The sequence below is a fragment of the Niabella pedocola genome, assembly GCF_021044425.1.
Taxonomy (GTDB): Bacteria; Bacteroidota; Bacteroidia; order Chitinophagales; family Chitinophagaceae; genus Niabella; species Niabella pedocola.
The window spans coordinates 71,153-93,601 of sequence record NZ_JAJNEC010000008.1 but is presented as its reverse complement, the minus strand read 5'-3'; the positions used below and the strand labels follow the sequence as shown (position 1 = coordinate 93,601).

At 47.8% G+C, this 22,449-nt stretch carries 22 protein-coding genes; 8 read left to right on the top strand and 14 right to left on the bottom strand.

The window, feature by feature from the left end:
• Positions 1–126: 126 nt before the first annotated feature.
• Together LQ567_RS24910 and LQ567_RS24905 are read left to right on the top strand one after the other, a co-directional pair.
• On the top strand, positions 127–1,110 hold the full coding sequence (locus LQ567_RS24910) for an MlaD family protein (protein ID WP_231008639.1): 984 nt from the start codon (positions 127–129) through the stop codon (positions 1,108–1,110).
• A 1-nt stretch (position 1,111) separates the two neighbouring features.
• Complete coding sequence (locus LQ567_RS24905; RefSeq protein WP_231008638.1) at positions 1,112–3,094, top strand: OstA-like protein; 1,983 nt, start codon at positions 1,112–1,114, stop codon at positions 3,092–3,094.
• A 61-nt stretch (positions 3,095–3,155) separates the two neighbouring features.
• On the opposite strand, the gene LQ567_RS24900 is transcribed toward LQ567_RS24905, so the two are convergent.
• Entirely contained in the window at positions 3,156–3,359 is a 204-nt protein-coding gene (locus LQ567_RS24900) for a hypothetical protein (RefSeq protein WP_231008637.1), read from the bottom strand.
• Between the two features lie 295 nt (positions 3,360–3,654).
• On the opposite strand from LQ567_RS24900, the gene trpB reads away from it, so the two are divergent.
• From trpB to LQ567_RS24885, 3 genes are all read left to right on the top strand, one after another.
• On the top strand, positions 3,655–4,851 hold the full coding sequence (gene trpB / locus LQ567_RS24895) for a tryptophan synthase subunit beta (RefSeq protein WP_231008636.1): 1,197 nt from the start codon (positions 3,655–3,657) through the stop codon (positions 4,849–4,851).
• A 222-nt stretch (positions 4,852–5,073) separates the two neighbouring features.
• Positions 5,074–5,844, top strand: a complete 771-nt coding sequence (gene trpA / locus LQ567_RS24890) for a tryptophan synthase subunit alpha (protein ID WP_231008635.1) — start codon at positions 5,074–5,076, stop codon at positions 5,842–5,844.
• Positions 5,845–6,093: 249 nt separating this feature from the next.
• The gene (locus LQ567_RS24885; protein ID WP_231008634.1) at positions 6,094–7,170 is read left to right on the top strand and encodes an AhpC/TSA family protein; all 1,077 of its coding nucleotides are present in this window, start codon (positions 6,094–6,096) and stop codon (positions 7,168–7,170) included.
• Positions 7,171–7,265: 95 nt separating this feature from the next.
• Here LQ567_RS24885 and LQ567_RS24880 read toward each other — a convergent pair whose 3' ends face one another.
• Positions 7,266–8,561 carry an amidohydrolase gene (locus tag LQ567_RS24880; RefSeq protein ID WP_231008633.1) on the bottom strand — a complete coding sequence of 432 codons (1,296 nt, stop codon included), beginning with the start codon at positions 8,559–8,561 and terminating at the stop codon, positions 7,266–7,268.
• A 114-nt stretch (positions 8,562–8,675) separates the two neighbouring features.
• Between LQ567_RS24880 and LQ567_RS24875 the strand changes: the two genes are divergently transcribed.
• Positions 8,676–9,866, top strand: a complete 1,191-nt coding sequence (locus tag LQ567_RS24875; protein ID WP_231008632.1) for a carboxypeptidase-like regulatory domain-containing protein — start codon at positions 8,676–8,678, stop codon at positions 9,864–9,866.
• An 18-nt stretch (positions 9,867–9,884) separates the two neighbouring features.
• On the opposite strand, the gene LQ567_RS24870 is transcribed toward LQ567_RS24875, so the two are convergent.
• The 5 genes from LQ567_RS24870 to LQ567_RS24850 all read right to left on the bottom strand — a co-directional run bounded on the left by LQ567_RS24870 (position 9,885) and on the right by LQ567_RS24850 (position 13,141).
• Positions 9,885–10,397 carry an O-acetyl-ADP-ribose deacetylase gene (locus tag LQ567_RS24870; protein WP_231008631.1) on the bottom strand — a complete coding sequence of 171 codons (513 nt, stop codon included), beginning with the start codon at positions 10,395–10,397 and terminating at the stop codon, positions 9,885–9,887.
• A 25-nt stretch (positions 10,398–10,422) separates the two neighbouring features.
• The gene (locus tag LQ567_RS24865) at positions 10,423–10,767 is read right to left on the bottom strand and encodes a tRNA-binding protein (RefSeq protein ID WP_231008630.1); all 345 of its coding nucleotides are present in this window, start codon (positions 10,765–10,767) and stop codon (positions 10,423–10,425) included.
• Positions 10,768–10,991: 224 nt separating this feature from the next.
• Positions 10,992–11,459, bottom strand: coding sequence for an SRPBCC family protein (locus tag LQ567_RS24860; RefSeq protein WP_231008629.1), 468 nt, complete (start codon positions 11,457–11,459; stop codon positions 10,992–10,994).
• A 23-nt stretch (positions 11,460–11,482) separates the two neighbouring features.
• Positions 11,483–12,271: an MBL fold metallo-hydrolase gene (locus LQ567_RS24855; RefSeq protein WP_231008628.1), complete on the bottom strand. Its 789-nt coding sequence runs from the start codon at positions 12,269–12,271 to the stop codon at positions 11,483–11,485.
• 69 nt (positions 12,272–12,340) lie between these two features.
• Positions 12,341–13,141, bottom strand: coding sequence for a penicillin-binding transpeptidase domain-containing protein (locus LQ567_RS24850; RefSeq protein WP_231008627.1), 801 nt, complete (start codon positions 13,139–13,141; stop codon positions 12,341–12,343).
• 141 nt (positions 13,142–13,282) lie between these two features.
• Here LQ567_RS24850 and LQ567_RS24845 point away from each other — a divergent pair, with 141 nt between their 5' ends.
• Positions 13,283–13,939 carry a metal-dependent transcriptional regulator gene (locus tag LQ567_RS24845; protein ID WP_231008626.1) on the top strand — a complete coding sequence of 219 codons (657 nt, stop codon included), beginning with the start codon at positions 13,283–13,285 and terminating at the stop codon, positions 13,937–13,939.
• Between the two features lie 109 nt (positions 13,940–14,048).
• Here the strand turns inward: LQ567_RS24845 and LQ567_RS24840 are convergent, their stop codons facing one another.
• From LQ567_RS24840 to LQ567_RS24815, 6 genes are all read right to left on the bottom strand, one after another.
• On the bottom strand, positions 14,049–14,942 hold the full coding sequence (locus tag LQ567_RS24840; RefSeq protein WP_231008625.1) for a TIGR01777 family oxidoreductase: 894 nt from the start codon (positions 14,940–14,942) through the stop codon (positions 14,049–14,051).
• 99 nt (positions 14,943–15,041) lie between these two features.
• Complete coding sequence (locus LQ567_RS24835) at positions 15,042–15,449, bottom strand: hypothetical protein (RefSeq protein ID WP_231008624.1); 408 nt, start codon at positions 15,447–15,449, stop codon at positions 15,042–15,044.
• 11 nt (positions 15,450–15,460) lie between these two features.
• On the bottom strand, positions 15,461–15,817 hold the full coding sequence (locus LQ567_RS24830) for a hypothetical protein (RefSeq protein ID WP_231008623.1): 357 nt from the start codon (positions 15,815–15,817) through the stop codon (positions 15,461–15,463).
• 203 nt (positions 15,818–16,020) lie between these two features.
• A complete protein-coding gene (locus tag LQ567_RS24825) occupies positions 16,021–16,527 on the bottom strand; it encodes a GbsR/MarR family transcriptional regulator (RefSeq protein ID WP_231008622.1) in 507 nt (168 codons plus the stop codon).
• A 155-nt stretch (positions 16,528–16,682) separates the two neighbouring features.
• A complete protein-coding gene (locus tag LQ567_RS24820) occupies positions 16,683–17,522 on the bottom strand; it encodes a hypothetical protein (RefSeq protein ID WP_231008621.1) in 840 nt (279 codons plus the stop codon).
• Positions 17,523–17,542: 20 nt separating this feature from the next.
• Positions 17,543–18,955 carry a pyridoxal phosphate-dependent decarboxylase family protein gene (locus LQ567_RS24815; protein ID WP_231008620.1) on the bottom strand — a complete coding sequence of 471 codons (1,413 nt, stop codon included), beginning with the start codon at positions 18,953–18,955 and terminating at the stop codon, positions 17,543–17,545.
• Positions 18,956–19,092: 137 nt separating this feature from the next.
• On the opposite strand from LQ567_RS24815, the gene LQ567_RS24810 reads away from it, so the two are divergent.
• Positions 19,093–21,162, top strand: a complete 2,070-nt coding sequence (locus LQ567_RS24810; RefSeq protein ID WP_231008619.1) for a M48 family metallopeptidase — start codon at positions 19,093–19,095, stop codon at positions 21,160–21,162.
• Here the strand turns inward: LQ567_RS24810 and LQ567_RS24805 are convergent.
• Positions 21,159–22,400, bottom strand: a complete 1,242-nt coding sequence (locus LQ567_RS24805; RefSeq protein ID WP_231008618.1) for an MFS transporter — start codon at positions 22,398–22,400, stop codon at positions 21,159–21,161. The two genes, LQ567_RS24810 and LQ567_RS24805, sit on opposite strands and share 4 nt — an antisense overlap.
• Between the last annotated feature and the right edge of the window lie 49 nt (positions 22,401–22,449).

The window sequence follows — 22,449 nt, the reverse complement described above, 5'->3', positions numbered from 1 at the left end:
ATACAAAGAATTAACGATTCCGATAATGAGTTTTTAGTATAAATACGCTGGTTTTTAATTTTTTCGGACGTTATTTGCAGAATAATTTGAGTTAATTGACATCAGAGAGAATTTAAACCATGTTTCATGAAAATATCAAATGAACTTAAAGTAGGCGCCTTGGCTGTGTTGGCTATTACCGCCTTAATATTCGGGTTCAGGTTTTTGAAAGGGAAGGATATTTTTAATCATAACCCCAAGATTTACGCCATTTTTAAGTCCGTTGGAGGACTCGAAAAATCCAATTTTGTAAAAATCAATGGGTTAGCAATCGGGGCGGTTTATAAAATTGAACCATCGAACGCTAATGTAGATTCTATTAAGGTAACGCTGAGCATCACAGAGGATGTAAACATACCCGCCAACTCTGTAGCCTATATTTCGGGAAGCCTGCTGGGTGCATCCGAAGTGGTAATTGAAAAAGGAACGGCTTCCCAATACCTGGGAGATGAAGATCAGATCAAGACCAAGGTAGAAGAGGGGTTGCTGGGCAATCTTTCTTCGGAAGCCAAACCGCTGATGGGAAAAGTAAGGACCGTTGCCGATTCACTGACGTTATTATTATCGAACTTTAATAATACGCTGGATGCACCTACCCAGCGTAATTTGCAGGAGGCCATCGCGCATTTAAGGAATACCGTCGCTTCGCTGAATCTGTTGCTGACCAGTGTACAAAAACCCCTGGCGGCATCTTTAGATAATATGAGCGTATTTACCGAATCTTTAAAGCGGAATAATGGCCAGGTAGACCAGATTCTCGGAAATGTGACCACCCTAACCGGAAACCTTTCCCGGCTGCAACTGCAGCAAACAATGGATACCTTAACAACGACAGTATCCGCCCTGCGCGATGCGGTAACGCGGATCTCCAGTCCTGAAGGCAGTATTGGAGCTTTGATGAGCGACCGGCAATTGTATAACCGGCTCAACGAGGTGGCGCTGAGTGCAGAGATCCTGTTGGATGATATTCGCGTACATCCGAAACGTTATGTGAATATCTCCGTTTTTGGCAAAAAAAATAAGGCAGGTGAGCTTACTGCGCCTGCTATAAAGGATACCGTTCCCAAATAACATGCATACATCCCTTTTTAGAAGATACAGTTTCCTGTTCCTGTTGCTGGTATGGGCGGGAGTGATCAGTGCACAGCAACCAGCGCCGGCTCCACCGGGGGGATCTGCACCCATCGATATTATACATGCTGACAGCCTTTCGATAAAAAAAGCAGATGATAGTACCACGCTCACCATTCTCGTTGGCAACGTGGTGATGAAGCAGGGTGCCACTACTTTTAAATGTGACCGCTGTGTACGGAACGACCGTACCCGCACCTTTGAGGCCTGGGGAAATGTGCACATCAACGATTCCGATACCACCAATATCTATTCGGGGCATTTAAGATATCTTACCGATAAACAGATCGCCTATCTGGATAAAAATGTAAAGCTGACCGATGGACATGCTACATTGACCACACCAGATATGGAATATAATATGACCACTAATATCGCTACGTATAAAAATGGTGGAAAGGTGGTGAATGATAAAACCGTTATTACCAGTAAGGAGGCGTTTTACTACACCGATATCAAGGATGTTTATTTTAAAAAGAATGTTTTTGTAAACGACCCCGGGTATAAAATCACCACCGATTCGTTGTTGTACAATACGGAAAACCGGATCGCACGTTTTATTGCGTTAACGCATATAAAAGACAGTACCAATGCTACCATGGATACCCGGGATGGGTATTACAACCTGAAGAACGGGGATGCCCAGTTTGGCCAGCGTCCGCTGATCAATGATGGAAAAGGGGTTACGGTGGAAGCAGACAAGGTATCGCTGGATAAGGGGTTTGCAAAGGCGGAGGGCAATGCGGTTGTGATTGACACGATACGCAAAACAACCATTATCGGGAACCTGATTTACCAGAACCGGGTTACGGAAGCCGTGCTGGCTACATTGAAGCCGCTAATGATCATCAAGCAAGGAGAGGACTCCATCTTTATCACTGCAGATACCCTTTTCAGTGCCAAGCTCACCGATCTGTACGTGGTTTCTCCGGCACTGGGCGGCGACAGTATCCGGGTAAAGCCGGATACACTGAACCAGGCACCGCCGGATTCGCTCGGTACCAACGCCGTTGCTGTAGCTCCCGGTAACAATACGGAAATAGTGGCTAAGGATTCGGCAACAGTGAAGCCGGTTGCTATAGCCGCCAATAAAAATGTAGCGGAGAAACCTGTAAAGCAAGAGGCAAAGCCGGGGAAAGGGGCGAAAGCACCGCCCCTTGTTGCGAAAAATATCAAGGCAATTCCGCTGCCCTCATCGGTAGATCCGGAGCATAAAGCGGCTGTGCGGGACAGTATACCGGGCAAGGCCATTACAGATGTACCGGAAGCGCTGGAAAAAACCATAAACAATCCTGCTGCAATTCCTAAAACACCGGGCAAGGCAGCACCGGCTTCGAAAAATCAGGCGGCCAACGACAGTACCAACCGGTATTTTGAAGCATTTCATCATGTGAAAATCTACAGTGACTCGCTGCAGGCGGTTTGCGACAGTTTATTTTATTCTTTTAAAGATTCTATCTTCCGGCTGTACCAGGATCCGGTAGTTTGGGGAAAGGCCAGCCAGATAACCGGCGACACCATTATGCTGCATACCAAAAATAAACAGATCAACCGGTTTGAAGCCTACAAAAGAGGCTTTATGATCAATCATATAGAAGATCAGGCCTATAACCAGGTAAAAGCTACCCGGCTCGATGGCTATTTTACAAACGGTAATATGGATTCTGTACGGGCAAAAGGATCTGCAGAATGTATTTATTATGTACAGGATGCGGACAGCTCTTATATCGGCGTAAATCAAACCACATCCGATATACTCGATGCTTATTTCTGGGACAAGGAACTCAAAAAGGTGGTACTTCGAAGTCAGGCCACCGGAACCCTTTACCCCATAAAGGACAAGTCGCCGGATGAGATGCGTTTGAAGGATTTCCGTTGGCGCGAGGCGGAACGGCCACGCTCCAAATATGATCTGATGCAATAAAAAACGGGTAGGCATACAATACCTTCAGACCTTACAGCTCTGTTTGCGAAAGGCTGCTGTTTCAGGCTTTTTTATCCGTTACAATGTACCATTCCCTGCCGTCGATAATTTCAATATGCCATATCCATTCTGAAATATTAAGGCGGTTTGTTCTCTCCGCCAGATGAACAATGGCGTCTGCTGTAAAACGGATATTGCTCAAAAAAGCCGGTTGATGGGCATCCCTTTCAGGCTGTGTGATGTTATCGTCTAAAATAACGCTCATGGAACCCCGTTGTAATAGGGCTTTATAAATATACACCTGCAAAAGGGGTGAAACAAAATTTTTCTTTGCACATAGTACTACTGAACTCAATTTCATCGGGTTACAGCAACACCGGCCGCAGCGCGCTGAAATTGCAGTGCTTATTTTGGTCTTCCGCGAAACCTTAGGGCCTCTGCGCCTTCGCAGTAAAGCCAACCGCAGCTTTAGTACAGCCCATTCCAAACGTACAAACCGGTAATAAAATACATTTCATGTATCTTTACGCCTCAACAAAAAATATTTCGAATCAATACATATGCAGGTATCATATAAACAACCGGATGAGCAGGGGTATTACGGGGAATTCGGAGGGGCATATATCCCCGAAATGTTGTACCGGAATGTAGAAGAACTGCGGGAAAATTACCTGGAGATCATTGCAGACCCGGCTTTTCAGAAAGAATATCAGTTGTTGCTTACCGATTATGCAGGGCGCGCAACGCCCCTGTATTATGCAGCAAGACTCAGTGAAAAGTACGGAACCAACGTGTATCTGAAGCGGGAAGATCTCTGTCATACGGGCGCACATAAAGTAAACAATACCATCGGCCAGATACTGGTGGCAGAACGTTTGGGCAAGAAACGCATCATCGCGGAAACCGGTGCCGGCCAGCACGGGGTAGCCACGGCTACCGTATGTGCATTGAAAGGACTGGAATGTATCGTGTACATGGGCGAAAAAGATATTGAACGCCAGGCGCCCAATGTGGCCCGGATGAAAATGCTGGGTGCTACGGTAATTCCTGCCAAAAGCGGCAGCAAAACATTAAAGGATGCCACCAATGAAGCCATCCGCGACTGGATTAACAATCCCAATGACACGTTTTATATTATTGGCAGCGTGGTAGGTCCGCATCCATACCCGGATATGGTGGCCCGTTTTCAAAGTGTGATTAGTAAGGAAATACGAGCGCAACTGGCGGAGAAAATCGGAACGGAACTGCCACATGCAGTCATTGCCTGTGTGGGCGGTGGCAGCAATGCTGCCGGAACATTTTACCATTTCCTGGATGAACCATCTGTAGGCATTTATGCCGTGGAAGCTGCAGGTTGCGGTATTGATACCCACATGAGCGCGGCTGCCACCCAATTGGGAAAACCCGGGATCCTGCATGGAAGTAAAAGCTTCCTGATGCAAACGGCGGATGGCCAGGTAGAAGAGCCATACAGTATTTCCGCGGGACTGGATTATCCCGGCATCGGGCCCATGCACGCAAACCTGTTTGTAACAGGAAGGGGAACCTTTTTGAACGCAACCGACCAGGAGGCTCTGGATGCGGCATTTGAACTGGCAAAACTGGAAGGCATTATTCCGGCATTGGAAAGCGCGCATGCGCTGGCGGCACTCAACAAGGTTTCTTTTGCAAAGGATGACCATATAGTGGTTTGCCTGAGCGGCCGGGGTGATAAGGATATGGAAACCTATATGAAGGCCATGGGAACGAAGGTGTAATTTTATAATAAAGATTAAGCCATGAGACGGGTATATGCAGATATAGCGCTGATCAATGCTGTTGATTTCGAAAAAATTCCCGGAGGCATCTGATTGGTGAAGAAGTGCGGCGCATGTGTCTGAATATATTGGGGCATCCGGAACATCCCAGGTATGCCGTTTTAAAAATGAAATAACTGCTGTTTTAATTTAAAAAAAGAGAAGATTAATAAAAGAACATTGATGAGCCGGTTAAAAGATGTATTTGCAAAAAAGGGAAAGAATGTATTGAATGTATATTGTACTGCTGGCTTTCCGCAGGTAAACAGTACCCTTCCGGTAATGCAGGCGCTGCAGGATAGCGGAGCCGATATTATCGAATTGGGAATGCCTTACAGCGATCCGCTGGCCGACGGGGAGGTGATCCAGAACAGCAGCACTATTGCGCTGCAGGGCGGAATGACCCTCTCGTTATTGTTTGAGCAATTGAAGCCGATGCGCAACCAAATTCATATACCGGTGGTGCTGATGGGTTATATGAACCCGGTGTTGCAGTACGGCTTTGAAAAGTTTTGTGCAGATGCCGCTGCTGCAGGTGTAGACGGACTGATTCTTCCGGACCTGCCACCCTTTGAATTTGAAACAACCTATAAAGCAATCGTAGACCGGTACGGGCTTAGCTTTATTTTTCTGGTAACGCCGGAAACCTCCGAAACAAGGGTGCGGAAGCTGGATGCATTGAGCAGTGGCTTTCTGTATGCCGTGTCTTCTTCGTCAACCACCGGCAATGAAAAAGATTTTGCTGCAGTGGAACAATACCTGGAACGGTTACAGCATTACGGGTTGAACAACCCTGTCCTCGTGGGTTTTGGTATCAAAGACCAGGATACGTTTTCTCGGGCCTGCAAGTATGCAAACGGGGCCATCATCGGTTCTGCTTACATAAAAGCACTGGACGGCCAAACGGATCTGGCAGCTACAACCCGCCATTTTATTAAAAATGTGCTGGGCTGATCCGTTCATCAGGATCTTCCGGGGTTGGCTGCAGGTATTAATATTTTGCTAAATCATAAGCGCTTCCGGTACAAATCCGCTCCCACGGACGTCAGGTAATCAATATATTATCGGTATGGCAGGGTAGGTTCAAAAAAAGAACCGGACGTTGATGCCATCTTCGTTATCAACAGCGCAACAAAAAAAGCGTAATCTTGTTTTACTGGGAGCGTGTGCTTAAGCGCATCGTATTATAAAAATTCGATCTAAATGAATAAAATCAGTCTTCTTCTTGCATTGGTATTGCCTTTATGCACTATGGCTCAAAAATTAACGCTGACGGGGTCGGTGGAAGGGTTGCCGGACAATACACCGGTTGTCCTGATTGACCTGGAAAACGGATCATCACCCCTGGGTGAAACCAGATCGAAAGCCGGAAATTTTGTGCTGAGCACCAAACTGGAAGCAGCCACCCTCCTGGGATTGATGGTAGCGGATACAATGAAAACGGCGGTATTCCTGGGAAATGAAAATGTAAAGGTATCGGGATCTGTAAAAACAAAAATAGACGACTGGAAATTTACCGGGTCAAAAACGCAGGACGCATTTACCGAATTTCAGGACCAGTTTATTCCAAAGTTTGAAAAGATCGATCAGCTGGGAATGCAATTGCAGTCGAATACGGCGAATCCGGGATTGAATAACGCAATGAAGGCGCAGATAGATGATATTCAGAATAGTGTAGATAAGTTTATAAGCAAACATCCGTCTTCACCCGTAAGTGCCATGGTGATCCTGTCTACCATCGGTTTTACGGAAGATGTTTCAGTGCTGGAGAAAAGAGCGAAAGTACTTACCGGAGAGGCTATGAGTTCGGCCATTGGCGGGCAATTGAAGAAGGCGCTCGTAGATGCCCGGTTTAATGCCGTAGGAAGTATTGCAACTGATTTTTCGCAGAAAGATACCAGCGGCAGGGAGGTATCGCTGGCCCAGTTCCGCGGTAAATATGTGCTGGTTGATTTTTGGGCAAGCTGGTGCGGACCCTGCCGGAGGGAGAATGTAAACCTGGTAAAGACCTTTAAAAAATACAAAGACAAAAACTTTACGGTGCTGGGTGTTTCGCTCGACGAAGAAGCAGACCGCTGGCTGGCGGCCATAAAAAAAGATGAGCTTACCTGGACGCAGGTGAGTGACCTGAAAGGTTGGGAGAATGAAGTGGCCCAGAAATACCGGATCACGGCTATCCCGCGGAATCTGCTGGTAGGCCCCGATGGAAAGATCCTGGCTAAAGACCTCCGTGGTGAAGATCTGGATCAGAAGCTGGCGGCTTTACTCGATAAAAAATAAGCAGCCCTGTTTTTAAAAAGTGCCCGCTCGTAATCGCCGCCTACCGGCGTAAGATAATGAAAACCGCGTACCCTGTTGGGAAGCGGTTTTTTCTTTTACGGAAGTGTGGCATAATCAAACACCAGGTTACAGAATATTTTTACCCCGTTATAGAGCATGCGGTCCGATATCATAAAATCGGGCGTGTGGTGCGGCGGAGCCTTGGCAGCTTCATTACCCTTAGGCATACCGCCATAGTAAAGAAATACTGCGGGCGTGTTTTTGCCATAAAAGGCAAAATCTTCAGCGCCGGTTACCCAGCTGGTTTCCTGCACATTTTGGCTGCCCACTGCTTTCTCCAGAACCGGAACGATTTTTTGCGTCAGCTCCGGGTTATTGTAGGTAACAGGTGTGTTGTTTTTGATTATGATGTCGGCGGAAGCTCCGTTGGCAGCTGCAATGCCTTCGGTAATCTGGCGGATCCGCCGGTGCACATCGCGCTGCATGGCCGTATCAAACGTGCGGATGGTGCCGGCCATTTCCAGTTCCTCCGGGATAATGTTATTGCGTACACCGGCATTGATCTTGCCAACGGTAAGCACCACAGGCGCCCGGGTAAGATCTTCCTGGCGGCTCACAATCTGTTGCAGCGCATTAATGACCTGCGCGCTGATGGCAATAGGATCCACGCCTTTCCAGGGTTGTGCACCGTGCGACTGGCTTCCTTTTATCTTAATGGTAAACCAATCACTGGCTGCCATAAAGGGCCCCGGTTTATAAAACACTTTTCCTTCCTCGATCCAGCTTTCTATATGCATTCCAAAAACGGCCGCCACCTTCGGATGTTCAAGCACTCCCTCTTTTACCATCAATTCCGCGCCACCTTCCTCGTCACCCGGCGCACCTTCTTCCGCGGGTTGAAAGATAAACTTAACCGTTCCGGGCATATCCGCTTTCATACCTGCAAGTACTTCGGCCGCACCCATCAGCATGGCCACATGCGCGTCATGTCCGCAGGCATGCATTACCGGTACTTCCTTTCCCAGGTATTCGCCTTTGGCCGTCGACCTGAACGGAAGTTGGTTGCGCTCTAAAACCGGCAGCGCATCCATATCGGCCCGCAACGCAATTACAGGCCCCGGTTTCCCGCCCTTTAAGATGCCTACCACACCGGTTTTGGCAAGTAGCTGTGTTTCGATTCCCAGCTTTTTTAAATGAGCCAGTACGTACTGCTGGGTTTTAAACTCCCGGTTACTGAGCTCAGGATTTTGATGGATGTGCCGGCGCCACTCCGAAAGTTTTGCCTGCAGCGCTTCAGCCTGTTTGCTGATAGCAGCGGCCTTCTCCTGCCCGCAAATCACCAGCGATGCCAACAGCCCGGCACCAAGAAAAAAGAGGATCCGTTTATTCATACAGCAAGTTAACATATTATACAGGAAACTGCAGGCCAGATGCATCCGCGAAAAATAGAAAATTTTAACAGGAAGGGATATCTTCCTGTTTATGATTGTAACTATATTTAGTATATGCGATACGGACTAATTGCATTCTTTTGCTGTTGTGTATTGCCGGCATCAACACAACGGACGGTTGCCGGGCGGGTAGTGGCCGAAGGTACCGGCCAGCCCATTGCGGGCATCAGTGTTTTTATCAATAATAGCGTCGTGGGGACCAGTACCGCATCTGACGGAAGTTTCCGGTTAACGAATGTGCCGGCAGGGGATCTGATTGTTTCCGGGGTGAGCTTTGAGTCAATTGTATATACGGTAAAACCCGGGGAAGCGCCGCTGAACCTTCGTTTTGAGCTGAAACCCAAAGTGAAGGAACTGGACAATATAACCATTGGCGGTTATGTTACCGAATCCTGGGAAAAATGGGGCAACATCTTCCTGGAAACCTTTATCGGCAGAACACCGATGGCCCGTAAATGTATCCTCCAGAACAAGGAGGCCATCCGGTTCCGGTACTATAAAAAAGAACAGGTCCTGGAAGCCGTTGCGGATGTACCCCTGGTTATTGTGAACCCCCAGCTGGATTATATCATCCGGTACGATCTGCAGGATTTTAAGATCAGCTTTAGTACATCTCAATCCTACTATTCCGGCTTTGCTTTGTTTTTGGAGCGGAACGCTACATCAAAAAGAGGTGCTGCCCGGAACCGGAAAAAGGCCTATTATGGCTCCGCCATGCATTTTATAAGAGCGCTGTATCAGAACCGGCTTGCGGAGGAAGATTTTGAAGTAAGGCGCATGATCCGTGTACCGGATATAGAAAAAGAACGGGTACGGAAAATTGCAGCGCAGCGGGCGCTTCAGCTGGCTAAAACCGGATTGATGGAAGCACAATCGCAGGATTCGGCGGCATATTACAAACAGGTGATGGGCCGGAGCGATTATACCAATTATTACGCACCGGCATTATTGCGCACCGATAGCGTACTTACCGGTACCATTGGTGGTTACAAGATGGTGTACTGGAACCAGTTCCTGGCGGTTACTTATCTTGGCGCTACGGAAGACCGGGAGTACCTCCAATACCTTGGAGCACCTAATCGCCCCGCCTTGCACCAGCGTTCCCTGTTGCAGTTGAAAGGACCGGTGGGCATTGACCAACGGGGCAATTGGGCACCGCCGGGCGATCTCACCTCCTCCGGCTATTGGGGATGGAGCAACAGTGTGGGCAACATGCTTCCCCTGGATTATGAGCCCTTACAGTAACGGTTTATACAAAAGGTGTTACCGGCTGCATTCCTGCCGGATATATTGCTCATACTCCGCGTCAAAACAAACAAAGCTCAATTTTTCAATCGTTGAAGGCTGCTGCAGGAACAGCATTACAGCAGCTACAGCGATGGCAGCAGCCTCTTTCTTTGGGTAACCGTAAATGCCGGTGCTGATACCGGGAAAGGCAATGCTCCGACACTGGTACGATACGGCCTGCTCCAGCGAATGGATATAGCAGGCATGCAGTTTGGCAGCCTCCTGTTTTTGACCACCGTTCCATACAGGACCAACGGTATGGATCACATATTTCGCCGGAAGCCGGCCGGCAGTAGTAACAACGGCATCGCCGGTTTTACAGCTGCCCTGGCGGGCAATGATCTTTCTGCATTCGGCAAGAATCTCCGGCCCTCCCGCACGGTGAATGGCTCCATCCACACCACCACCACCCAGTAGCGATGTGTTAGCGGCGTTTACGATGGCGTCCGCTGCTACCTTTGTAATGTCCCCGGTGATGACTTCGATCATTTACATTTGTTTATAAACGGGTTGATCATCCCACTCTTAGTCCGTTGGGTACCGGCTGCTCCGGCGAAAGCAGCGTGATGGTATTGGCGTCCCCAACCGTACCCAGTACCAGGCATTCGCTGTAAAAATTTGCGATCTGCTTGGGTGGAAAATTCAGCACGGCGATCACTTGTTTGCCCGGCAATGATGCTGCATCATACAGCTTGGTAATTTGTGCCGAAGATTTGTACAGCCCGTAGGCGCCAAAGTCAATCGTGAGTTTATAGGCCGGTTTATGTGCTTCTTTAAAAACCTCCGCATGGGTAATGGTTCCCACACGCATTTCAATCTTTGTGAAATCCGACCAGTTAATGGTGGGCTCTTCCTGCATATTTATTGTTTTGTGTAAAAGGGAAATATACGATAAAAAAATAAAAGCTATCCGAGTGCCGGTAGTGAGGCCATTCAAAATGCTGCGCTTGTATGATAAGGCTTCAGGATCTAAGGCAACGTTTCGTATAAGCTTTTCGTAGTTCAATAATGAAAGGCGTAATAGTTCCTATGCAATCTTTTGCTCGGCAGGCGTACTCGAAAGGATCTATTGTTGTGCCGGGTTTATACCATTTCTTTTGGAAAACGGTCGCCCACCAGGTTTAGCTGTATGCCATGTTCCAGCAGGGCTTTCAGGTTGGCGAGTACAAGGGCAAACCCTTCTGTTGAATCCCGCACCTGTGCCATAAGCTGATCGGTATCTCCTTTAAAACCGCTGTTTACAATGCTTACAAAGGTGCTGTTTTCGCTAACGGCGGTAAAGGTCCAGCTTACTGTTGTTTTTGCTTCATAGTTGCCCCATTGAATTTCGATCTTCCTGTTGGTTTCAATATCGGTCACATTCACAGGAACCGTATGATTGTACATTTCCCATGCCCATTCAATTGTTTTTCCGGTTTCCAGTTTCCCGGAGCTTTTGGTGAACCAGATCTTCGTAGTGATCTCCGGATCAATAAAGGCTTCAAAAACCGTTGCAACGGGTTTGCGGATCAGCATTGCTGCTTTTGCAAAATTTTGTGCGGTTGTTTCCATAGCTTTTTTATAAAAATACGTGTTTATTCAAAGATCTTCAGGTAGCGTGCTATTGAATCATCAAAGGCCTTCCTGGCCTGTTGGGTGATATAGTGTCCGAAAGCGCCATATATGGCATCAAATGCAAGGCCTTCCAGCGAAGCCTGTATATGCAGGATGCTCTTTTTATTGAGCGGAATGTAATTGGGATAGCTGTACATAAAGCTTACAGTTTTAAGATTAGGCGCTACCTGTATAACATCTCCTGATAATAAAACCCGGTCATAATGCAAAACGGTGCCACCGTCAAAATGCCCGGCACTATTGATCAGTGTGGCGCCGGGGAGCAGCTCATTTTTTAATCCATCCCAAAGTTGCAGATCAAAATCCCTGCGGGGGATCCAGTCTGCGTCCCGCTGATGAATATATACCGGCGCACCGAAGGCATGACTCCAGTCGGCCATGGTGGTATAATAATGCGGATGGGAGATGGCTATTTTTTGTATACCGCCCAATTGGTTGATGAGCTCAATCGTAGTAGCATCGAGGTTGGCAAGGCAATCCCAAAGAATATTCCCATGCGGGGTTTTCAGCAGGTGTGCCCGCTGCCCGATGGCAAACGAGGGCGTGGTGTAAAGCGCATACAGACCTTCACCAATGTTGTCGATGATGTTTTTATGCGTCCGGTTGACCTGTTTAAGCGTTGTCCAGCTTTGCCCCTGCGGATTTATATATTGGCGCTCATCTGTACAAACCGGGCAAGCGGCAGGCGGCTGCATGGCCGGGATATAAGCGGTTCCGCAGGTAGTGCAGACAAAGGAGGTGGGTGTCATTGAATTACTGTTTTTCGAATACAAGTATAGGACTTTTTTGTAAGCCGGCTCTACCTGAATGGATCCCGGTTATTCCGGCAAGGCACCCAGCTGGTGCAAAAAGTGGCGGGTTATCGTTTTGCGGCAATTGCCAAAGTTGGGGTTGTGCTCCGCCTGGTTGTTCAAAATACGTGTGGCAAAAAAGTATACATTGCCACCGGTTGTAACATACCCGGTCCACCAGCCGATATTTTTTCCTGCAATCCGGGTCCATCCCGTTTTTGAGCGGATGGTATAATGATCATTGGTTTCGGTGATCATTACGTTTTTCAGGATGGCGAGGTTTCGTTTGGAAAAGGGCACCTGTTCTTTGTACACGTTTACAAGAAAGGTTACCTGGTTCCGGGGGCTGATGGCAAAGGCCCCGAAGTTCCAGAAATCGGTTCCCTTTTCTGTCAGGTTCCCGTTCCCGTAGTGACACCGGTTCAGGTAGTATTGATATTTTTTCCGGCCGATACGTTTAGCCAGCTCTATAAACACCCAACCGGCAGAAACTTCAAAAGCTTCTTTTACGCTCATGTCTCTGTAAATATCGGGCCGGTATCCATAAAGCGTGGTATCTGTATGTCCCGGCCATTTTATGATCTCCTGCTCATCCCGGATCACACCGGTTTCCAGGGCAATCAGCAGGTTAATGATCTTAAATGTAGAGGCCGGTTGTGTGCCGCTGATGGCATCAGCACGATCCGTGATCAGCCAGCGCTGGTTGTTAAGATCAAATATCGTGGTGCTGCCTGTTACGGCGCAGGCGTCAAATGGTTGTTGAAAACCAGTCTGGCCCCGGGTGCAGATTCCGGTCAGCAGCAAAAAGGATAAGAAAAGTAAACGCATAGAATAGGTTGCAATTTAATGGCTGGCGCTCATTTTTCGGGCAGAACAACAAGAAAAAGTACTATTGGCACTGTTTGGTGGTGCTGGATGGATGTTAGGATGATCTAACTTTAGTATCGGTTTTTTTGGTAGTTTTGACGGATGTTGTCCAATACCGAAGAAAATTATCTCAAGGCCTTGCTTTACCTCACGGCCGAGGATGCCGGCAAAAAAGAGGCCGGAACCAATGATCTTGCAACGCACCTGGGATTGAAGCCGGCAACCGTAAACGACATGCTGAAACGGTTGAAGGAGAAAGAATATGTAAGTTACAAAAAGTATGGAAAGATCTCGCTTACCCGGTCTGGTAAGGACATTGCCATGTTTGTGATGCGCAAGCACCGGTTATGGGAAACCTTTCTCTGCGAGGTGCTGGAATTTAGCTGGGATGAGGTACATGAGGTGGCGGAACAGCTGGAGCATATCCAGTCCGACAAGCTTACCGAACGCCTGGATAAATTTTTGAATTACCCGGATTATGATCCCCATGGAGATCCCATTCCCAAGTCGAATGGAAAGATGCCGCCCCGGGCCACCACATTGCTGTCGTCGGTGGCGGTTCAGCAGTCCTGTACGGTAGCGGCCGTAAAAGATACTTCCCCGGTATTTCTCCAGTACCTGGAACAATTGTCTATTGGTATTGGTACGAAGATCAAAGTACTGGAGAAGATCTCTTTTGATGGTTCCATGACGCTGCTCGTGGAAAAGGATAAGCTCACGGTTTCCGAAAAATTCGCCAATAGTCTGCTGGTGGATTAGTCCGGCATTCAGCATTCAGAAATTGGATCCTGCTCGTTCAATCTGCAATGATCAATCCCTATACGCTGCCTGCCTGCGGCACCGGAGCACCTGTTTGAAGGTATAATGTTCATTCCTGAATAAAGATAGCATCCAACGCCTCAGTGATTGTTGGATATTTAAATAAAAAGCCGGCCTCCTGTAATTTATGGGGCACCACCCATCTGCTTTTCAATACCAGTTCGGTTTCGGTACCAATGAGTGTTGCCCCGAGTTTTAATAACCATTCGGGTGTTGAAAAATAAACGAAGGGTTTTATCCGTTCTCTTAATGCCTGCATGAACTGTTTATTGAGCACCGGGAATGGGGCTGCGGTATTGTAAACGCCTTCAGGCAAGGGATGTTCCATCATGAAGCGTATAACGCGATATACATCTTCGATATGGATCCAGCTGAATACCTGCTGCCCGGTCCCTTGCACACCTCCCAGCCCAAAACGAACGAGATTGCTGTAGGGCTGCATTACCCCGCCGCCCATCCCCAGTACAATGGCTGTCCGCAACGCTATTTTACGGGTATGGGGCGTGGGTGTTTTAAAAAAAGCCTGCTCCCATGCCCTGGCCACATGCACCGAAAACCCGGTTCCGATCTCACCGCTGCGCTCATCCATGGCACGGTCTGTTGCATGCCGGTAAATGGTGGCGGTGCTGGAGTTGATCCATAGTTTGGGCGGGCGGATGCATTGATCAACGGCCCTCTGAAGTTGTTCGGTACTGGTTACCCGTGATTCCAGGATGGCCTGTTTATTGGCATTGGTATAACGGCAGTCCACAGACTTTCCCGCGAGGTTGATCAGGGCTTCGGCGCCTTCCAGCGCCGTCCGTATTTTATCGGTATCGGACCAGGTGATATAGGACGCACCGCGGGAGATCAGCAACACCTCGTAACCTTCTTCGCGGAACCGCTTCACCAGGTACTGGCCAATAAACCCGCTGCCACCGGCAATCACTATTTTTGATTTCATAGTTCAGTTTTTTAAAGGTGGTATCAATCATCTTGCTTCATCCTGAAGGATGTACGACCATTGACACCACCTTGTTTTGTGCGATAGGTCACTACCTGCTTATACCTGGGGGATATTGGGTATATTGGGCTGCGCGATAAATTGTGCAGCGAGCCTTTTTTGTTTTGCGATCCGTTTCCCTCTGAAAAACAGGTACAGGTTCAGGAACAGCATAACGCCCAGGTAAATGCTAAAGCCTCCGATCTTTACACTCAGCGCCTCAATGGCCACTTGTGGTGTATCAAGATGCCGGGTGATCTCCAGGATATAAAGCCCGAAGCCGAGGTTGAGGAGATAGAAGCCGATCTTGAAAAGGGTGTTGGTTGCAACGGCTATTTCATCGCGTCCATTGAAGATGTCCTTCATATATACCAGGCTGTTGCGGAACAGGCTGTGGGCTACATAAAAGGTAAGCAGGACTATTACCGGTACATATACCAGGTACGCTATTACGATTAAGTTTTTCATGATGATTTGTTTTATGATGAATAATGAAGTATACGTTTGGAAAGTATATAGATGAGCGCCATATTGAAATAATGCGTTACTGCAAGGATACTTACCAGTAGTCCTGTTTTACCGGCGATGGAAGCGATGAGCGTTGGTATGGTAAGAACGGGTTGCCAGTTGCTGAATTGTACGATGGCATAGCCGGTATTGAACAGGTAGTAGGCGATAAGGATAATATTATTGGTGGCATCTGTTTGTGCTTCGTGATGGTGAAACAGCTGCAGGATAAACACCCTTCCGTTCCTATGAAACAACCGCCCTACCCAGTAAATAACATACATGGTAATAACCGCGTAAATGATATAGGCAAGGATATTATAGTTCATGACCGCTTTGTTTTAGGGATGTTCTGATCGCTGTTTCTCAACCTGTTTGATTCCGAAAAACAGTCTTAAAACAACGGCGTAAAGTGTGGGAATGCCTGCTACGAGCAATGCTTTTTTTAGTCTGGATTTGTTCATAACATAAGAATTGAAAAATGTTACGATCAGGTTTTTTTAATTCCGGCAGCAGTTGTAACCAGTGCCGTTTACATAACCAGTTTCAATAATTTCAGCAGTAACTCTCCGCGGGTAGAACTGGCCACACGTTCCACAAGGGTACTTAGTTGTTCAGTGAACGCCTGGATTTCGTGCACCGTCTGATGCAGGGCCTTTCCTTCGGCGGTTTTGTCCTTTTTTGTTGCGGCTTCCAACTCGGTCAGTACGTTTAATACCGGATCAATTTCTTTTTGCTTGCGCATCAGGGCTATTTTGAGGGCCCATTTCCAGATATCTTTTTCTGCAACAAAGTATTCTTTCCGGTCGCCGGCGATCACCTTTTTATAAATGATTCCATAATCCAGGAGTTGCCGGAGACTCATGTTGGCATTACCACGGGAGATGGTCAATGCTTCCATGATTTCATCTGTGGAAAGGGGCTGCTCCGAAACCAGCAGCAGGGCCTGTACCTGCGCTACGGATTTGTTAATGCCCCATTCAGTGCCCAGGGCTCCCCAGGTGTCGATAAATTTTTGTCTGGATGCTTCTAAACTCATTTGATATACGTTTCAGGTACAAAGATAATGATGTTTATTGAATTTTCAATAAATATTGAAAATTCAATAATATTTTTATGGGTTCATGACTATTACTTTGCCGGGGTTAGCATGCGGCCTGCAGCGTTAGATCGGGGAGTGGTAGTACAACATTACTAGTCACAGGGGATGCCAAAAAGGTCGAGGCTGTTGCTCCAGTAGCGGTGGAGTGAATCGGGCAAATACCTTTTGAAGACCGCCCGCGCCGGAAACCGGAACCGTTGGGCATTTTGCAGATCGGGGATGGTAAAATTATCGGTATAGGTAAAATAAAAGGAATCCAGGCTGGCAAAGGTGCGGGTTGCTACAGTATCCATATATGAGTAATCACCGGGCTGCAGGGCTTGCTGCTGCCGGATCCTGTGGTCAATGGATGTATAGGAATGGTTATATGATAACGGCAATGGCCGGGACGCTGCAAGCAGCGGTTGTCCGATGCCGGTAGTGTCTTCCGGACGGATGGTGCAAATGATGAGGTTGGTAATGCATTCGTCCAGGGCGTAGAAAACTTCCTGGTAGCGGATCTTTCGCATGCCTGTTGTGCCGTACAGGTAAAAGACCCCGGGCCATTGTTGCCGGATGGCCTTTTCAAGCGTTTGGTTCTTCATTAAAAGAAAAGGACCGGAGCTGTCTGCAATAGTACAGGAAGTACAGGGCGTTGCTGCAGACGGATGGAGCTGCTCTTTCTTTGCAATTGCGGAGAAGATCGAATCGGCCCTGGTGGGTACCGGGTTGTCAACAATCTCCATAACAAGCCCGGTCGTTTTAGGCGATAGGGTATACACCGCAAAAAAATCGGTGCCTTCAACCGGGAATGTGGGGAGCGCTTTTGCCGGGGCAGGAGCAGGGGGAAGGCTGTGTGACGGTGCTGCGGGGTGGTTTGCTTCTTTAACGGCACAGGAGAAAAGAATGGTAGCCGTAAGACAGATACGGGTGATCAGGATTTGTTTTTTCATAAAGTAACGGTTCGCTGATATCAGTGTGTGCCGGCGGTTAATAACCGGAGGATAGATGTCTTTACCCGTTCGATGTCTTTTTCCGTTGTTCTGAAATTGACAAATGCTGCACGGATGCCGGCCTGTTCTTTGTATTGGGTCTGGGTCATAAATACCTCGCCGGTTTTATTTAAGGCAGAAAGAAATGCCGCCACTTTTTTCGCATCACCGGCAGCACCTGACAGGGAGAAACAAACCGTGTTCAAACGCACCGGTGCCAGCAATTGCAACTGCGGGCAGGATTCGATAAAAGCTCCGAAGTCCCGGGCGAGCTTTATGCTGTTTTCAATAATATAACGGTAGCCTTCACGGCCATATGCGTTCAGGGTAAACCAGGCAGGAAGTGCCTTCAACCGCCTGGAATTTTCCGGAAGGAGGTTCAGGTAATTGAATTGTTCCAGCGGATCACCCAGGTAAGGTGCGTTCGAGTTTTGAAAAGTACTTACCTGCAACAGCCGGTGTGCGCGTTTGATAAAGTATACGGCATTCTCATAAGGAACGTTCAGCCATTTATGACCATCTACCGTAATACTGTCGGCCTGTTCCCAGCCTTGCAGCAGGTGTTTGTGGGTTTCAGACAGGATGGCAAAGCCGCCGAATGCAGCGTCAATATGCCACCAGAACGGGTATTGCTTTTTTAATGCAGCGATGGCGTTAAAATCATCAAAGTCAACCGTGTTCACCGTTCCGGCACTGGAGATCAGGATAAAAGGCTGGCCGTTCAGTTGCCGGATCTGTGCTTCAAGAGCGGCCATATCCATTGCTTCGCGGTTTCCCTCAATGGTTTTTACCGCCGTGATATTGTTGCTGCCGAAGCCGAGTAACGCCAGCGATTTTACCGAAGAGGAATGGGGCGTTGCCGTAAGTACCGGCAGCGGTTTTGTGATGCCCTCTTTTGCAATATCGGATCCCAGCTGCTGCCCCAGCCATTGCCGGGCTACGGCCAGACAGGTAAAGTTTGACATGGTGGCGCCGGTTACAAAGCCACCGAGGAAATCGTCCGGTAGTTCCAGCAATTCCTGCAGGAGGTGTACTGTTTCCAGTTCAATGGCGGCAGAGATATCGCCATCACCTTTTATGGCCTGGGTATTTTGATCATAGATCGGGGTAAGCCAGTCTCCGGCGATGGCAGCGGGTGTGGTACCACCGGTTACAAAACCCCAGTAGCGCGGCCCGGAAGACGCCACCATCAATGGTTCCCACCGGTTGTTGAACTGTTGCAGCGTTTCAATGGTCCCCAGTCCCTTTTCGGGCAGGCTTCCTAGGGGCGCGGCTGCTCCGTTTGCAACGGTATACCGCTCATCGATCTGTTTTAAATAATCCAATCCCTGCCGGCTCACCAGTTGCATTATTTTTTCAAGCGAGGAAAGATCTTCCTGCAATTGTTTGTTCATTTGCTAAGCGTTGATGAACTGTAAAAGTAGGATAATGCCGGGGGAGCTGAGAACGGAGATAAAATATTTTTGTATCTACAAAAAAGATGTCAATCTTTGTAACAAGCGCTTTGGCGCATTTCAAATTTATAACTGCAATGAAGAATATTCAATTAACAGATGACTTCCGTCGCCGTACCCGGCAGGCTATTGGGGCCATTATCGCTTTTATCCTGGTGTACTTTTTACTGGTGGTCTTGGGCCTGGGATTTGCCGTAGCCTGCGTATATTTTGCGATAGAACTGGTAGTACATATTCCACGGTTTCTAACAGTAATGCTGGGGATTGGACTGGCGGCGCTGGGTGTATTTGTACTGATGTTCCTTTTTAAATTTATTTTCAGTGCAAAAAAAGCAGAGCGCTCGCATCTGCTGAAAATCGATCGCAACGAAGAGCCGGAGCTGTTTGAAATGATCGATGCCATTGTTGCCGGTGTGGCCACACAGCCTCCGAAGAAGGTGTACCTCTCTTCTGAAGTAAATGCAGCGGTGTTCTATGATTCCAGTTTCTGGAGCATGTTTTTGCCGGTACAGAAGAATCTGCAAATTGGCCTGGGGTTGATCAACACCGTATCAAAGGATGAATTAAAAGCCATTCTTGCGCATGAATTCGGTCATTTTTCACAGCGCACCATGAAGGTGGGGAGTTATGTGTATAATGTAAACCAGATCATTTTTAACATGCTTTATGAAAATAATTCGTACAACAGCCTGATGCAGAAGTGGAGCAATGCAAGCGGTTATTTTGCCATCTTTGTGGCCATAGGGGTTAAGATCGTGGGAGGCGTCCAATGGGTATTGGGGAAAATGTATGCGGTGGTGAATCTGAGCCATCTCGGGCTTTCACGGGAGATGGAATATCATGCGGATGCAATAGCGGCAACGGTTACGGGGCCCGCTCCTCTGCAAAATGCACTATGGCGTATGGATCTTTCGGATTATGCCTTTACTGCTGTGTTGCGGTTTTATGAACAAAAGATCACCGAAAATACCAGGAGCGCTAATATCTACCGGGAACAGGATTATATCAGCCGGTTCCAGGCCCGTGCAGATGGTATTGTTTTTGAAAACGGCCTGCCGATGGTTACAGCTGTGCATCGGACAAAATTCAATAAATCCCGGTTAAAGCTGAACAATCAATGGGCTTCACATCCCACCACCGAAGAACGGGTAGCACGTATGAATGCGGTGCAGCCCGGTAATACACACTATGATCATACGCCGGCAAATGAAATGATAAAGCGACTGGAATACTACCAGGAATATTTTACGGACCAGGTATTCCGGGAGGTAGCATATACTGCTCCGGTTTCACAGTATCCGCTGCAGGCATTTGAAGCGGATTATAACAGCGACTACCTGGCAAATACGTTCGATCCGGTATTCCGGTCATATTATGATCATAAGAATATCGAAGTTTTTGATACGGAAATCATTGAGGCAGCACAGCAGGCAGATACCGGTTTCTTTGAGGATGAAAAAATAGATTGGGTGTATACAGCAGCAGCATTAAAGAACGACATGGATGTATTAACGCAGATCTCCAGCCGGCAGCTGAACCTAAAAACATTCGACTATGATGGCGTTAAGTATAAGAAAGCCGACGCGGAGACATTACAGGAGCAGTTAAAAAAAGAGCTGGATACCATCAACCGGAATATTGAGGAAAATGACCACAATATTTACCGCCAGCTGCTTTTTGTTGCGGCGCAACAGGGCAGGAGTGCGGATGTAAAAGCGGACTATCGTTGTCTTTTTGTGTATGATCAATCCCTGGATACCCGGCTGGAAACCTGTCGCAATATCTGGAACCGGCTTGCCTTTATTTATGAGGCAACACCGCACAGTGTGATCCAATCGAACTTTGAGCAATTAAAGCCCATTGAACAGGAATTTAAAGCTCAATTAAGCAAGGTGCTGGAAGACCCGCTTTTTGAAGCAGCACGCACCAGTGAAATAAACGACACCTTAGGGAAATACCTCGGAAATGAGCAGCCATACTATGTACTGGATCATTATGACGATGCGGTACTAAAACTGCTGATCGATAGTTTGAATTACTATGGATTCCTGATCGGACGGGGCTATTTTATACTGAAGCAGCGCCTGCTGCAAACACAGGCAGACTTGCTGTATCCCCGGAAGGGGGGTATTGTAACCACCACTTAAACCGCTTCAGATGATTCCGGTTGTTGCGGCTGTTGTTCTTTAAACAACCATAAAAAGATGAGCATACATACGATTGCCATGGCCGCCGGTGAAAGCCATATGTAACGCCAGTAGGTAGCGCCTTCATAGGCTTTAAGCGCTTCGGAAATAAAGCCGGCTACCCAGAAACCGATCAGCATCCCGATGCCGTACATGGCCACTGTTACCAGTCCCTGGGCGGAAGACCGGTATTGTTTGCCTGCAATGGCATCGGTATAGATCTGCCCAACTACAAACATAAAATCATAACAAACGCCATGCAGGAGTATGCCCAGGATCAGCATAAAAGCAAGATCCTGTCCATTGCCAAAAGCAAAGAGCAGGTAGCGCAGGGCCCAGGCACTAATGCCGATCAGCATCATTTTCTTGTATCCGAGCCTTACAAAAAAGAAGGGAACCAGCAGCAGGCACAGCAGTTCCGAGAACTGTCCCAGCGCCATTTTGCCCGTGGGGTTGGGCAAACCGGTAGCTACCAGGAAGGGGTTTGCATTCTGATAGTAAAATGAAATAGGGATACAAATAATAATGGCGGTGATAAAGAATATCAGGAAATTTTTTTGTTTTAGCAGCGTCAGGGCCTGCAGTCCCAGGGCATCGCCCCAATAAAATTTTTGATTTTTCTTTAATGGAGGTGTAGCCGGAAGCAGGAAGCAAAGCAGGCCAAGCGCCAGCGAGCAGGCAGCGCCCAGCAGAAACGTATTTTGCAACGCTCCGGATGCCACTGCTTCCTTTGAGTCCCAGTGAAACAGATAGCTGATGGAAAAGCCGGCCACCATCCATCCCAGGGTTCCGAACAGGCGTATGAACGGGTATTGTTTTTTGGGATCGCTGAGGTTCCGGAAGGAAACGGAGCTGGTAAGGGCCAGGGTTGACATATAGGAAATGAAATACAGTAACACATAGGGATACATACTGGCCGCATTGCCGGCCCGGTACATCATCAGCAGTAAGCCGGCTCCAATCAGGTGCAATACGCCCATCACCCGCTCGGCATTGAAAAAACGGTCGGCAATAAAGCCGATAAAGAACGGCGCTGCCACGGCACCTAATGACTGCGTGGAAAAAATATTGGAAACTTCCAGGGGAGCAGCGCCCAGGTTGTTTTTTAAATAAGTACCAAGGGTAACAAACCAGGAGCCCTTCATAAAAAATTCCAGGAACATCATGGCGGATAGTTGGAGCTGCAGCGACCGTTTCATATGTAGTTGACGTTAATAAAAAACTGAAAATAAGGTTGTTTTTCTAGTT

Bases quoted from the DNA above. Each gene is read 5' to 3' on its own strand.
- LQ567_RS24910 (WP_231008639.1), top strand. From the start codon at position 127: ATGAAAATATCAAATGAACTTAAAGTAGGCGCCTTGGCTGTGTTGGCT.
- LQ567_RS24905 (WP_231008638.1), top strand. From the start codon at position 1,112: ATGCATACATCCCTTTTTAGAAGATACAGTTTCCTGTTCCTGTTGCTG.
- LQ567_RS24900 (WP_231008637.1), bottom strand. From the start codon at position 3,359: ATGAGCGTTATTTTAGACGATAACATCACACAGCCTGAAAGGGATGCC.
- trpB (WP_231008636.1), top strand. From the start codon at position 3,655: ATGCAGGTATCATATAAACAACCGGATGAGCAGGGGTATTACGGGGAA.
- trpA (WP_231008635.1), top strand. From the start codon at position 5,074: ATGAGCCGGTTAAAAGATGTATTTGCAAAAAAGGGAAAGAATGTATTG.
- LQ567_RS24885 (WP_231008634.1), top strand. From the start codon at position 6,094: ATGAATAAAATCAGTCTTCTTCTTGCATTGGTATTGCCTTTATGCACT.
- LQ567_RS24880 (WP_231008633.1), bottom strand. From the start codon at position 8,561: ATGAATAAACGGATCCTCTTTTTTCTTGGTGCCGGGCTGTTGGCATCG.
- LQ567_RS24875 (WP_231008632.1), top strand. From the start codon at position 8,676: ATGCGATACGGACTAATTGCATTCTTTTGCTGTTGTGTATTGCCGGCA.
- LQ567_RS24870 (WP_231008631.1), bottom strand. From the start codon at position 10,397: ATGATCGAAGTCATCACCGGGGACATTACAAAGGTAGCAGCGGACGCC.
- LQ567_RS24865 (WP_231008630.1), bottom strand. From the start codon at position 10,767: ATGCAGGAAGAGCCCACCATTAACTGGTCGGATTTCACAAAGATTGAA.
- LQ567_RS24860 (WP_231008629.1), bottom strand. From the start codon at position 11,459: ATGGAAACAACCGCACAAAATTTTGCAAAAGCAGCAATGCTGATCCGC.
- LQ567_RS24855 (WP_231008628.1), bottom strand. From the start codon at position 12,271: ATGACACCCACCTCCTTTGTCTGCACTACCTGCGGAACCGCTTATATC.
- LQ567_RS24850 (WP_231008627.1), bottom strand. From the start codon at position 13,141: ATGCGTTTACTTTTCTTATCCTTTTTGCTGCTGACCGGAATCTGCACC.
- LQ567_RS24845 (WP_231008626.1), top strand. From the start codon at position 13,283: ATGTTGTCCAATACCGAAGAAAATTATCTCAAGGCCTTGCTTTACCTC.
- LQ567_RS24840 (WP_231008625.1), bottom strand. From the start codon at position 14,942: ATGAAATCAAAAATAGTGATTGCCGGTGGCAGCGGGTTTATTGGCCAG.
- LQ567_RS24835 (WP_231008624.1), bottom strand. From the start codon at position 15,449: ATGAAAAACTTAATCGTAATAGCGTACCTGGTATATGTACCGGTAATA.
- LQ567_RS24830 (WP_231008623.1), bottom strand. From the start codon at position 15,817: ATGAACTATAATATCCTTGCCTATATCATTTACGCGGTTATTACCATG.
- LQ567_RS24825 (WP_231008622.1), bottom strand. From the start codon at position 16,527: ATGAGTTTAGAAGCATCCAGACAAAAATTTATCGACACCTGGGGAGCC.
- LQ567_RS24820 (WP_231008621.1), bottom strand. From the start codon at position 17,522: ATGAAAAAACAAATCCTGATCACCCGTATCTGTCTTACGGCTACCATT.
- LQ567_RS24815 (WP_231008620.1), bottom strand. From the start codon at position 18,955: ATGAACAAACAATTGCAGGAAGATCTTTCCTCGCTTGAAAAAATAATG.
- LQ567_RS24810 (WP_231008619.1), top strand. From the start codon at position 19,093: ATGAAGAATATTCAATTAACAGATGACTTCCGTCGCCGTACCCGGCAG.
- LQ567_RS24805 (WP_231008618.1), bottom strand. From the start codon at position 22,400: ATGAAACGGTCGCTGCAGCTCCAACTATCCGCCATGATGTTCCTGGAA.